Genomic DNA, 13,084 nt, shown 5'->3' with positions numbered 1-13,084 from the left:
AGCGAGCGTGCGACATGACATTCAAGGTGGGCGTAATCGGGCTGGGCAATATGGGCGGCGGCATGGCGGCCACGCTGGCCGGCAAGGGATTCGATGTAAGCGGCTTCGACCTGTCGCCTGCCGCATTGGCCCTGGCGCAGGACAAAGGCGTCAAGCCGGTTGCGGCACGTGACGAGTTGATCAAGGCCGTTGACGTGCTGATCCTGTCGTTGCCCAAGGCCGAGCATGTCGAGGCGGTGTGCCTGGGTGAGCAAGGCATCATCGAGCTGGGCCGCGAGGGCCTGGTGGTGATCGACACCACCACCTCAACCCCGGAGGCCAGCCGCAAAGTGGCGGCGGCGTTGCGCGACAAAGGCATTGCGTTCATGGATGCGCCAGTATCTGGCGGCCCCAAAGGCGCAGCCACCGGCAGCATGTCGATGGTCATCGGCGGCGACGAAGCAGACCTGGCCAAGGTCATGCCGGTGCTCGAAGCCATGAGCGGCAGCCGTGTGCACATTGGCAGCTGTGGCGCGGGCAACGTGGCCAAGATCGCCAACAACATGCTCGCCGCCGCGCACCTGATTACCACCGCCGAAGCCGTGAGCATGGCCGCCAAGGCCGGTGTAGACCCGCAAAAACTCCTGCAGGGCCTCAATGCCGGCTCCGGGCGCAGTGGCGCCAGCCAGGTGATGTTTCCGACCTGGGTGCTGAACAAAGCCTATGACTCAGGTTTCAGCATGGGCCTGATGCGCAAGGATGTGGGGCTGGCCAGCGATCTTGCAGCAAGTATGGATCTCGACCTGCCGCTGGCACGCACCGTTGCGCAGCTATGGCAAGACAGCAGCGCCACCCTGCCCGACGGCGCAGACTTCTGCTGCATCGTGCAGCGCACCGACAACGCCCTGTTTGGCCGTGAGGAATAAACCATGAGCATGCACAAGATTATCGAGTTGATGCAGCCGTTCTGGGGCGATCGTCAGGTCATCGCCAGTTATGTTGGCGGTGAGTTCATTGCGGGCCACGGCACCCCGATTGAAGTGCGCAACGCCCACGACGACAGCCTGATGCTGAGCTACCCCGATGCCGATCAGTCACTGGTCGAGGTCGCCAGCAAGGCCGCCGGCACCGCTCAGCAACAATGGTGGGCAATGACCGCCCAGGCCCGTGGCCGCGCCATGTACCAGGTCGGCGCGCAGATTCGCCAGCACAGCGAGGCGTTGGCACAGATCGAGTCGTTGAGCTCCAACAAGCCGATCCGGGACGCGCAGGTCGAAGTGGCCAAGGTCGCCGAGATGTTCGAGTACTACGCCGGCTGGGCCGACAAACTGCACGGTGAAGTGATTCCGGTGCCGACCTCGCACCTCAACTACGTCACCTATGAACCACTTGGCACGGTACTGCAGATCACCCCATGGAATGCGCCGGTGTTCACCTGCGGCTGGCAGGTCGCACCGGCAATCGCCGCCGGTAACGCGGTGATCCTCAAGCCTTCGGAGCTGACCGTGCTGTCGTCGCTGGTCATCGGCGTGCTGGTCGAGCGTGCCGGTGTACCCAAGGGCCTGGTCAACGTGGTGGCCGGTTTCGGCCATAGCATCGGTCAGCAATTGATTGCCGGCGCCGATATCCGCAAGGTGGTGTTCGTCGGCTCGCCGGCCACCGGCCGCCACATTGCCAGCGCCGCTGCACAGCGCTGCATCCCGGCGGTGCTGGAGCTGGGCGGCAAGTCAGCCAATATCGTATTCGCCGACGCCGACCTCGACGTGGCGCTGCGTGGCGCCCAGGCAGCGATCTTCTCCGGCGCCGGGCAAAGCTGCGTGTCCGGCTCGCGGCTGCTGGTCCAGGCCTCGATCTTCGACAAGTTCACCCAGGCGCTGGCCAGTGCTGCGCAGCAATTTGTGGTCGGTGACCCAAGCGACCCGCAGACCCAGATCGGCCCGATCAATAACCCCAAGCAGTACAGCCATGTGAAAACCATGGTCGAGCGTGCCTTGCAAGACGGCGCACAGTTGGTGGGCGAAGGTGCCGAACCGGTTCCTGCAAAAGCCGGCTACTACATCAACCCCACGGTATTGGCAGGTCACAACGCCCTGCACTGCGCCCAGGAAGAAATCTTTGGCCCGGTGGTGGTAGCGATTCCCTTCGAAGACGAGGCCGAGGCCATCCGCATCGCCAACGACAGCCGTTTCGGCCTCGCTGGCGCGGTCTGGACCCGCGATGTCGGGCGCGCCCACCGCGTGGCAAAACAGGTCCGGGCTGGCACGTTCTGGGTCAACGGCTACAAGACCATCCATGTCAGCTCGCCGTTTGGTGGCTATGGTGAAAGCGGCTATGGTCGCTCTTCGGGGCTCGATGCCTTGCGCGAATACAGTGAAGTGAAGAGCGTCTGGGTCGAAACCGCTGCCATCCCGGCGGCCAGTTTCGGCTACGGCGCGAGCCTGGAGTAACTGCGATGACTATTTCAGCCAAGTTGATCGACGACGCCACCGTGTGGCGGCGTCAGTTTCATGCCGCGCCCGAACTGGGCTTTCAGGAAGTGCAGACCAGTGAGCGGGTCGCCAGCCTGCTGGAGAGTTTCGGGATCGAGGTGCATCGTGGCCTGGGTGGCACCGGGGTGGTCGGCGTGCTGCGCAACGGCGAAGGGCCGGCGATTGGCATTCGCGCCGACATGGACGCCTTGCCGATCCAGGAACTGGGCCAGTGCGCGCACCGCTCGACCCATCAGGGCTGCATGCATGCCTGCGGCCATGACGGACACACCGCAATCCTGCTGGCCACCGCCCGGCACTTGAGCGAGACGCGCCGCTTCAGCGGCACTGTTTATCTGGTGTTCCAGCCAGCTGAAGAGAACCTGGGCGGTGCCCAGAAGATGATCGAAGACGGCCTGTTCGAGCGTTTTCCGATGCAAGCCATTTATGGCCTGCACAACTGGCCCGGGGTGCCGGCCGGCAAGGTGCTGGTCAATCCGGGGCCGATGATGGCCTCGCTGGATACCTTTGAAATTGTCCTGACCGGCAAGGGCTCGCATGCGGCGATGCCCGACCGTGGCTTCGACCCGATTGTCGCGGCGGCCGAACTGATTCTCGGCTTGCAGACCATCACCTCCCGGCGCCTGTCACCGCTGGACAGTGCGGTGATCAGTGTCACCCAGATCAATGCGGGGGAAGCGATCAACGTGCTGCCGGAAACCGCCACGCTGCGTGGAACCGTACGCTGCCTGCAAACCCCGGTGCGTGAAAAGGTCCAGCAACTGATTGGCGAATTCGTCGAGCAATTGCCGGCAGCGTTTGGCGTACGCGGTGCACTGAGCTACAACGTCGGGTATCCGGTTACCGAAAATCACCCGGCCGAGGCACGGATCGTCTGCCAGGCAGCGCAGTCTGCGTTGGGCGAAAGCAACGTACAGTTTGGTTGCAACCCTTCAATGGCCTCGGAAGACTTCGCCTTCATGCTACAAGCCTGCCCCGGTGCTTACATCTGGATGGGCGTCGATGGTCAACAGCCTTCAGCCGCCCTGCATAACCCCTACTACGACTTCAACGACCAGGTCATCGAACCCGGCGTTGCGGTCTGGACCGCCCTGGTCGAACAGAACCTGCCGGCTCGCTGAGCCACTGCGCGGGGGCCGCCCGGCCCCCGCTTGCCCTTCCCTGTCTCCATGTCCCCGGTAGGAGCGGCTTTAGCCGCGAAAGCTTCCCGGCTAAAGCCGGTCCTACACGCTAATGCCGATCAGTTAAGGGCAGCGCGGTCTTTGTGGGAGGCGCCGGCCGGCCCCTCCCACTAGAACCAAGCTCGGCCGCAAGATCACTTAACTGATCGGCATTACCCGGTAGGAGCGGCTTTAGCCGCGAAGACTTCCCGGCTAAAGCGAATCGCCGCCCGGCCAGTCCGCGACAGCGGCTGAGCTTCTGCGCCTGGCGTTTGTGCGTTCTGTTTTAGGCAACAACAAATGAAATTCAGAATATTGGAGTGCGCCCAGGTGCTGGCCATACTGAGGACGCCCCGCTACCGGCGGTGCCTATAAAAAGATCAATCGCGACACTCCATGCCTGCCATGGATTTGCTTTCTGCCCTGAGTGCCGCAAGGCGCTCCCTGACAACACAACAACTATTGGGCCATCCTGACCGGTGCCCAGCAGGCAAGGGGATTCATATGCATCACGCCAACACGCTCGCCGTGCGCGAGCACAATGCCGTCTCAGCCACGGTCAAGCTGTACATCTGGGCTGCAATCATCCTCATCATCGCCGAAGTGATCGGCGCCCTGAGCATTCCGCTGGGGCCCGGCAAGGTCGTGCTGTTGCCCATGGTCTGGGCCCTGCTGATCGGTGCTGCGATCGGGATCGCCAGTCATCGCCTGCCTGGCACCCTGGCCATCGACAAACGCGCCCAGGCCCGCGCCGCAGCCATTCTGCAGCCGGCGCTATTGGTGTTTATCGCCAAGCTGGGGCTGGTGGTCGGCGGTTCGCTGCCGGTGGTCATGGCGTCTGGCTGGGCGCTGGTGTTTCAGGAGTTCGGGCATTTTGTCGGCACGGTGATTCTCGGCCTGCCAGTGGCGCTGCTGCTGGGTATCAAGCGTGAGGCGATCGGTGCGACCTTCTCGGTAGGTCGCGAGCCGAGCCTGGCGATCATCGGTGAGCGTTACGGCATGGATTCGCCGGAGGGCCGTGGCGTACTGGCGGAATACCTGACCGGTACGTTGTTCGGTGCGCTGTTCATTGCCATCGTCGCCGGCTTCATCACCAGCCTGGGGATTTTCGACCCTAAATCACTGGCCATGGGTTCGGGCATTGGCTCGGGCAGCATGATGGCCGCCGCAGCAGGCGCCATCGCAGCGCAACAGACGCCGGAAGTGGCCAAGGAAGTCATGGCCCTGGCGGCCGCTGCCAACCTGATCACCACCACGCTGGGCACCTACTTCACCCTGTTCATCTCGCTGCCACTGGCGGTCTGGGGTTACCGGGTTCTGGAACCGCTGATCGGTCGTACCACCAAGGCCTCGGTGTTCGACAATGGTCCAGCCAGCAACGAAGTGTCGCTGGAGACCCCAGACCTGGGCTGGCTGGGTCGTATCAGTGCCTGGTTCGCTGCCGGTGGCCTGGCATTGCTGGCCAACTATGTCGGCTACAAAGTGCTGTCACCCGATGCGTTTGCCGGTATGGCGATCATGATTGGTGCAGTATTTGTCGGTGAACTGCTCTGCTCGCTGCTGCGCCGCAAGATCCCGGCGGTGTGCACCGTCTCGGTGGTCGCCATGCTGCTGACTTCACCGCTGTGCCCATGGGCGGCAGAGATTTCCCGGCTGGTGGGTTCGATCAACATGCTGGCGGTGATCACACCCATGCTGGCCTTCGCCGGTCTGTCGATCGCCAAGGACTTGCCAGCGTTCCGCCGCCTGGGCTGGCGCATCGTGCTGGTCTCGTTTCTGGCCAACTTCGGCACCTTTATTGGCGCGGTGCTGATTGCCGAGTTCTTCCACTGATCGACAAATTTTCATGAAAAAAGCCCGCCAGTGCGAACTGGCGGGCTTTTTCATTCAGCGGATCGAATCAGCAAGTGCAGCACATCATCGGCATACCATTGCAGCTCATCATCATGGGCATGCTGCAGTCGTTCATCATCTTGTTCATCAGCATGCAGCAGTTGTTCATCATCTCCATGCTCATGCCTGGCATCGGCATCATCATGCACTTCATGCAGTCGGCTTCGATGGTGCAGGTCATCATGCACTTCATCATCGGCATGGGCATGCCCATCGGCATCATCATTGGCATGTTCATGCCGGCCATCATGTTCATCATGTTCATGCCGTTCTCGGACACGCACATCATCGCCATGTTGCCGCAATGCATCATCATCGGCATGCCGCAGTTCATCATCATCGCCATCATTTCGGCGTTGTTCTTGAACATGGCCATGTCCATGCCGGCCGCAGGCTTGATGGTGCACATCATGGCGTCGGCCATCATTTCGCACTTCATGGTCGCCATCATCATCGGCATGCCCATCATCGGCATCATTGGCATGGAAGTGTTCATCGGCATCTGCATTGCGTTCATCATGATCGAAACTCCGTTATCGATAAGCGTGAATAACTGCTTGATGGCGCCGATTCTAAGAATTTGCCGGTTGCGCACAAGATGCCGAAACAGCAGCACCCCATGGGGCACACAACCGGGAAAAGGCCGTGCATGCGCACGAACCGCTGGCTATAGCGGATGATTCGACGCTATTGCGAAACAGCTAATCAGCATCGCCGCGATACCGATGCGATAGATATCACTTATTGATCTATCCACCTTCAATTCATGAATAAACGTTCTAAAAGCGCCAAGTATTTCTCATTACCTGAGCGGTCATCTTCGGTACTTCGCAAAAATGACGTAAATCTGCCACTCACGCCAACAACTGTGCTGCGGCCAGTTCTCGCAACTGAATAATGTCGCGTTTGGGTGCAATGCCAAACAATCGCCCATACTCGCGGCTAAATTGCGAAGGGCTTTCATAACCCACCTTGAATGCGGCACTGGAGACGTCCAGATGCTCGTTGAGCATCAGCCGCCGGGCTTCGGTCAGGCGCAGCCACTTCTGGTACTGCAACGGGCTCATGGCGGTGAGTTGGCGAAAATGATGATGGAAAGTCGGCGAACTCATCTGCACCCGCGCCGCCAGTTCTTCGACTCGCAGCGCCTTGGCGTAGTTGAGTTTCAGCCAGTCAATCGCCCGCGCGATCCGGTGCCCCTGACTGTCGACACTGACGATCTGGCGCAGTTTGGCGCCTTGGTCGCCGCATAGCAGCCGGTAATGAATCTCGCGCTGGACCATCGGCGCCAGCACCGCAATGGCCTCGGGCTCATCGAGCAATTCCAGCAAGCGCACCATCGGCGTCAGGATCGCCGGGGTGGCGGTGCCGATGCCGACACTCTTGCCGGGAGTTTTGTCACGACTGAGCGCCAGGCCGCCCAACGCAATCAGCTCCGCCATGACCCGCAGGTCCAGTTTGAACACCAACCCCAGGCACGGCTGTTCAGGACTGGCCTGGGTCACTTCTGAGTTGGCCGGCAGGTCAAGCGAGGTGACCAGAAACCGCGAACTGTCGTAAGCAAAGCCCTCACCGCCCGCCCAGAGCTGCTTGGCGCCCTGAGCGACCAACACGATGCTGGGCGGCACCATGCAGCTTTGGGGCGGCGCCAGCTCGTTACGCCGGTACAGGGTCAGCCCGCTGATGGCCGTTTCAAGGTCTCCCGGTTCGGCAACCTGCCGAGCGATCAGGCGGGCCAGTGAAGCTTGTGGGGTGGTCATGGGCGAGCGAACCTGCAGGCTATTTGCTTGAGATGTGCAGAATAATTCGGGCGCCAGAGTGCTCCTACTGAAAATGTGCACAGCCAGCGGATCAGGCAAGAAATCCAGCGAAATACGTTAGCCGGTTCTGGTCGTTACCCGGAAAAATGTTCATCACGACCAACCGCCTGGAGTTTTCCCATGACCATCCATGCTTACGGCGCCCATGCTGGCGACCAGCCGCTCGTCCCGTTGCAAATCACCCGCCGCGCGCCTGGCGCCGACGATGTGCAGATCGACATCGCCTTCTGCGGTATCTGCCACTCCGACCTGCATCAGGTGCGCGCCGAGTGGGCCGGTACTCAGTTTCCCTGTGTCCCCGGTCACGAAATCGTCGGTCGGGTTACCGCCACCGGCGCTCAGGTGTCCGGTTTCCAGGTCGGTGATCTGGTCGGCGTCGGTTGCATCGTCGACAGTTGCCAGCACTGTGAAGACTGCGACCAAGGGCTGGAAAACTACTGCGACGGCATGATCGGCACCTACAACTTCCCGACCCCGGACGCCCCTGGCTACACCCTTGGCGGCTACTCGCAGCAGATTGTGGTGCACCAGCGTTATGTATTGCGCATTCGCCATCCGCAAGCACAACTGGCCGCCGTGGCGCCGCTGCTGTGTGCCGGCATCACCACCTGGTCGCCGCTGCGCCACTGGAACATCGGCCCAGGCAAAAAGGTCGGCATTGTTGGTATCGGTGGCCTGGGGCACATGGGCATCAAGCTGGCCCACGCCCTGGGCGCCCAGGTGGTGGCCTTCACCACTTCCGAGTCCAAGCGTGAAGCGGCGCGGCAACTGGGTGCCGATGAAGTGGTGGTGACCGGTAATCCGGACGAACTGGCTGCCCACCGCAAGAGTTTCGATTTGATCCTCAACACCGTGGCGGCGCCCCACGACCTTGATGCCCTGCTGGTGCTACTCAAGCGCGATGCCTGCATGACCCTGGTCGGCGCGCCAGCTTCGCCGCACCCGTCGCCGAACGTGTTCAATCTGATCACCAAACGCCGCACCCTGGCCGGTTCGATGATCGGCGGCATCGCTGAAACCCAGCAAATGCTCGACTTCTGCGCCGAACACAACATCGTCTCGGACATCGAGCTGATCGCTGCCGAACAGATCAACCAAGCCTACGAGCGGATGCTCAAGGGGGACGTCAAGTATCGCTTTGTGATCGACAACGCCACCCTGGCGCCCTGAGCTATCCCTGGCTTGCCGGTGATTGCTCCGGGGCCGCACCGGCTCGCGGTTTTGCTGTTACGCTGAGTGCCCAGATAGTCCTCATATGGTGAAGCTCATGTCTCTGCCCGACCTGCTGATACCCGATGCTGTGAAGACCGAAGCCATTCAGATTCTGGCCGATATCGAACGCGCCGACGGGGTGCTGGAAATGTCCCGGCTCGCCGGGGTTGCCGAGGGCTTTACCCTCGGCCTGGCCTGTTCTCAAGGCTTGGCGCAGGCCGAGCTGGACACCCTGGAGCGGGTGTTCAGCTCGTCGGTCAGCCGCAGGATGGCTGTGCTGCGCAGCCAGGCCTGAGCGCTGGCTGACGACGACGTCAAATCCTGCGTTTGCGGTTCAGGCTCGGGATGGTGGTCGCCGGAATGACCTGTGGCTGCTGCGCCTCATGCCGGGTGTGCAGCGCCAGATCCGCCAGGGTCGGATGGCTGAACAGCGCGCGGGCATCCGCGTGCAGGCCGGCCTGGCGCATCCGTGCCACCAGGGTCACGGCCAGCAACGAGTGACCGCCCAACTCGAAGAAGTTGTCGTCGCGCCCTACCCGCTCGACCCCCAGCAATTGCGCCCAGATCCGCGCCAGGGTGGTCTGGGTGTCGCCTTCCGGCGCCCGATAGTCACGGCTGAGCACCGCGTCCTGGCCGGGTTCGGGCAGCGCCTTGCGCTCGACCTTGCCGTTGGGGCTGAGCGGCATGACCGGCAGGCAGACGAACGCCGAAGGGGTCATGTAATCCGGCAGCTGTTCAAGCACATGGGCGCGCAGAGCTTCGATACCCGGCGCGCAATGCCCCGCCAGCAGGGTGAAATAGGCCACCAGACGCTGTTCACGCAGCAGCACCACCACCTCGTGCAGCGCCACATGCTGCATCAGCCGCGCTTCGATCTCGCCCAGCTCCAGGCGCAAGCCATGCAGCTTGACCTGGAAGTCATTGCGGCCGAGAAACACCAGATTACCGTCTGCCTCCATGCGCACCAGATCGCCCGTTCGATACAGCCGGTCACCGGCCACAAAGGGGCTGGCGATAAAGCGCTCGGCGTTATGTTGACTCAGGCCTTTATAGCCACGCGCAACGCCCACCCCGCCAACATGCAACTGGCCGCTCACGCCTTGCGGCACCGGCCGGTCATGGGCATCGAGCACGTAGGCACGGGTATTGGGCAAGGGACAACCAATCGGTAGCGCATTGTCCGGCAGCGGCATGTGCGGCTCCAGCGTGAAGGCGCTGCTGTCTACGGTGGCCTCGGTGGGGCCGTAGACGTTGTGCAGCCGCACCTGCGGCAAGCGCTCACGAACCTGACGGGCCAGCGAGGCCGTCAGCTCGCCGCCGCCACACACCACATCGGTCAGGCTGGTGCACTGCTCGACACCCTCGGCATCAAGAAACTGCTGCAACAGCGCCGGCACGAACTTGACCACACTGATGCGCCGCTGGCGAACCTCACGCACCAGATAGTCCGGGTCGCGATGCCCGTCCGGCGCGGCCAGCACCAGCCGCAGCCCGGCGGTCAGCGGCCAGAAGAACTCCCACACCGAACCGTCGAAGCTGAACGGCGCCTTTTGCAGTAATGCCGCATCCGGACGCGGCGGGATCAGTTGCGAGCCCCAGTGCACCAGGTTGCATAAACCGCGATGCTCGATCATCACCCCCTTGGGGGTGCCGGTAGAGCCTGAGGTGTAGATCATGTACGCCAGGTTGGCGGCGCTGAAACCGACAGGCTGCGGGTTGCTGTCGGGATGTTGCTGCCAGTCGCACTGGTCGAAATCAAGCCGCGGGAGCTCATGCAGGCTCAGTTGCGTGCGGGTCGCGGCATGCACCAGTAGCGCCACCGGCGCGCTGTCGCGCAGCATGTAGTCCAGACGTTCGGCCGGGTAGCCGGGGTCCAGCGGCACATAGGCGCCGCCGGCCTTGAGAATGCCCAGCAAACCGACGACCAGCTCCACACCGCGCTCCACGCACAAGGCCACTCGCTGATCAGGTTTGACCCCGAGGGCAATCAACCGATGCGCCAGGCGGTTGGCTTCAACGTTGAGCTGCGCATAGCTCAGGCTGCGGTCTGCGGCTTGCAGGGCGATGGCCTCAGGCGTGCGCCGCACCTGAGCCTCGAACAGGGTTTGCACGCCCTGCTCGATGAGCCAGTCGGTAGCGGTTGCGTTGTAGTCCAGCCACCAGCGCCGGACTTCGTGATCAGGGGTGACCGCCACCTGATGTAAAGGTTTATGCGGCTCGCACTCCAGTGCCTGAACCAGCCCCTCGATGGCGGTGCGCAGATAGTCCAGAACCCGTTGCGCGCCGATCTGGCGCGGCACCCGCGCGCTGAGCCGGAAACCGCTGTCCGTGTCGTCGACTGCCAGCATCAGGGCGTAGCTAACCACTTCAGTGCTGCTCAATAGCTCGATGCCCGGCAGTTTTGCTTCATCCTGATTTGCTGCATGCCGGTAATTGAGCAGGCTGTTGAACAGCGGCGTATTGCCCGTCAGCGCGCTGCACCGCAGCACCTGCGCCAGCGGCGCATGCTCATGGGCCAGCAGCGCGGCCAGCCGCCCATGCACATCAGCGGCGGCGCGGCTGACACTCTGGCCGGCAAGATTGACCCGCAGCGGCAAGGTATTGATGAACATGCCCATGGCCCGATCGGCACCGTCGCCGGCCAGCAGACGGCCGAGCAGCACCGTACCGAACACCACATCGTCGCGACCGGCCAGCAGGCTCAGCACCTGGGCCCAGGCCAAGTGATAGAGGCTGGCCGGGCTGACGCCCCAATGCCGCGCCTCATGACGCAAGCGCTCGGCCAGGCGCTGGTCCAGCCAGGCCCGCGCCTCTTGATGGTCATGGTCGTCGAGCGGGCGCTCACGCAGGTCGAAGGCCAGGGTCGGCTCGTCAACATCCCCCAGCCATTCACGGAAAAACACCTCATGCCCGGCCTGATGATTGCCCGACCCGGCCTGGGCCACATAATTGCGATACGGCACCGGTGCGCTCAGGGTCGCACCGGCCCCCTGCAACAGGGCATGAATTTCGGCCATCAGCACCGCCGTGGAGGTGGCGTCGTTGATCAGGTGGTGGAACTGCAACAGCCCCAGCCAACGCCCTTGCTGCACATCTTCAGCACCGGCCAGCGCCATCATCGGTGCGCGGCAGATATCCAGCGGGCGCCGCGCGGCATCGAAACGCTCGCGCAATTGCTGCTGCGCATCGCCCTGCCGGGCATCCAGGCTCAGGTTTTCAACGCTTAGCCGGGCCTCACGCCAGACCACCTGCACCGGTTGCTCAAGCCCCTCCCAGAACAGGCTGGTACGCAGAATGTCGTGACGATCGATCACCTGCTGCAAGGCCGCCGCGAAGGCCTCGAAACGCTCGCGGCTGGCAAACGCGAACAGCGCGTGCTGTTGATAGGGATCGCGCTCACCGGCGGTCATATGGTGATAGAGCAAGCCTTCCTGCAGCGGCGCCAGCGGGTAGATTTCCTGCACATTGCGCGCCCCGCCCGGTACTGTGGCGACGATCCGCTCGATGTTGGCCTGGTCCAGTTGCAGCAGCGCCAGCATGTCACCGGTGATGTGTTCACAATCGGCCGGCACGCGATTGGCCGCCACGCTCACTTCACGGTTACGGCCCACCGCAGCGGCGAGGTTGGCCAGGGTCGGCTGGCCGAACAGCACCTGCACATCGGCGCTCAGGCCCTGCTGGCGCATGCGCTCGATCAGTTTCACGGCCAGCAGCGAATGCCCGCCCAGCTCAAAGAAATGATCCTGACGGCCCACCTGCTCAACCCCCAGCAGCTCGGCCCACAACGCCGCCAGAACGGTTTCGGTTTCGCCTTCGGGCGGCTGATATTCGCGGCGCAACAGGGCCTCGGCGTCGGGTGCAGGCAAGGCGCGGCGGTCCAGCTTGCCGTTGGCCGTCAGCGGCCATTGCGCCATGCGGACATAAGCGTTCGGCAGCAAGGCCGCCGGCAGGCACAACCTGAGATGCTCGTGCAGCGCGCCGGGATCGACCGGCGAAAGCTCGGTGAACCAGGTCAACAGTTGCCCGTCATGCACCTGCGCCACCGCATCCTTGACGGCCGCATGGCTGCTCAGCGCGGCTTCAATCTCGCCCAGCTCGACCCGCACCCCGCGGATCTTCACCTGGTCGTCATTACGGCCCAGATATTCCAGATTGCCATCGGCCAGCCAGCGCACCAGGTCGCCGGTGCGGTACATCCGCCCGCCATTGAACGGGTCAGTCAAAAAGCGTTCGGCGGTCAGGTCTTCACGGTTCAGGTAGCCGCGTGCCACACCGGCACCGCCGACATACAGCTCACCGACCACACCGATTGGCACCGGCTGCTGTTGCTCGTCCAGCACGTAAGCTTTGGCATTGGCCATCGGCTTGCCGATATGCAGCAGCTCACCCACCTGCATGACGCCAGAGGTCGCCACCACCGTGGCTTCGGTCGGGCCGTAGTTATTGACCACCGCAAAGCCCGGATCACGCTGGAACTGGCGCAGCCGGTCACCGCCGATCAACAGGGTCTTGAGGGTCGGGTGCGGTTGTT

At 62.8% G+C, this 13,084-nt stretch carries 9 protein-coding genes; 6 read left to right on the top strand and 3 right to left on the bottom strand.

The features are described from left to right. Positions 1-14 precede the first annotated feature (14 nt). From NJC38_RS22495 to NJC38_RS22480, 4 genes are all read left to right on the top strand, one after another. Positions 15-905, top strand: a complete 891-nt coding sequence (locus NJC38_RS22495) for an NAD(P)-dependent oxidoreductase (RefSeq protein ID WP_253117175.1) — start codon at positions 15-17, stop codon at positions 903-905. A 3-nt stretch (positions 906-908) separates the two neighbouring features. Further along, positions 909-2,426 (top strand): aldehyde dehydrogenase family protein, encoded by a 1,518-nt coding sequence (locus NJC38_RS22490; RefSeq protein WP_253117174.1) that lies wholly within the window; start codon positions 909-911, stop codon positions 2,424-2,426. Between the two features lie 5 nt (positions 2,427-2,431). Continuing rightward, positions 2,432-3,589 (top strand): M20 aminoacylase family protein, encoded by a 1,158-nt coding sequence (locus NJC38_RS22485; protein ID WP_253117173.1) that lies wholly within the window; start codon positions 2,432-2,434, stop codon positions 3,587-3,589. A gap of 543 nt (positions 3,590-4,132) precedes the next feature. Beyond that, positions 4,133-5,461 carry a DUF3100 domain-containing protein gene (locus tag NJC38_RS22480; RefSeq protein ID WP_253117172.1) on the top strand — a complete coding sequence of 443 codons (1,329 nt, stop codon included), beginning with the start codon at positions 4,133-4,135 and terminating at the stop codon, positions 5,459-5,461. Positions 5,462-5,528: 67 nt separating this feature from the next. Here the strand turns inward: NJC38_RS22480 and NJC38_RS22475 are convergent, their stop codons facing one another. Together NJC38_RS22475 and NJC38_RS22470 are read right to left on the bottom strand one after the other, a co-directional pair. Further along, positions 5,529-6,041 carry a hypothetical protein gene (locus NJC38_RS22475; RefSeq protein ID WP_253117171.1) on the bottom strand — a complete coding sequence of 171 codons (513 nt, stop codon included), beginning with the start codon at positions 6,039-6,041 and terminating at the stop codon, positions 5,529-5,531. Positions 6,042-6,375: 334 nt separating this feature from the next. After that, a complete protein-coding gene (locus NJC38_RS22470; RefSeq protein WP_045491544.1) occupies positions 6,376-7,281 on the bottom strand; it encodes an AraC family transcriptional regulator in 906 nt (301 codons plus the stop codon). Between the two features lie 180 nt (positions 7,282-7,461). On the opposite strand from NJC38_RS22470, the gene NJC38_RS22465 reads away from it, so the two are divergent. Together NJC38_RS22465 and NJC38_RS22460 are read left to right on the top strand one after the other, a co-directional pair. After that, entirely contained in the window at positions 7,462-8,511 is a 1,050-nt protein-coding gene (locus NJC38_RS22465; RefSeq protein WP_253117170.1) for an NAD(P)-dependent alcohol dehydrogenase, read from the top strand. A gap of 97 nt (positions 8,512-8,608) precedes the next feature. Further along, positions 8,609-8,848: a hypothetical protein gene (locus NJC38_RS22460; protein WP_144403313.1), complete on the top strand. Its 240-nt coding sequence runs from the start codon at positions 8,609-8,611 to the stop codon at positions 8,846-8,848. 19 nt (positions 8,849-8,867) lie between these two features. Here the strand turns inward: NJC38_RS22460 and NJC38_RS22455 are convergent. Beyond that, positions 8,868-13,084 (bottom strand): amino acid adenylation domain-containing protein (locus tag NJC38_RS22455; RefSeq protein WP_253117169.1); only part of this gene is annotated, 4,217 nt, incomplete at its 5' end.

The organism is Pseudomonas sp. 21LCFQ010 (genome assembly GCF_024129905.1).
Classification (GTDB): Bacteria; Pseudomonadota; Gammaproteobacteria; order Pseudomonadales; family Pseudomonadaceae; genus Aquipseudomonas.
Note: the sequence above shows the minus strand (reverse complement) of the source record. Positions and strands in the feature narration are given on the sequence as shown.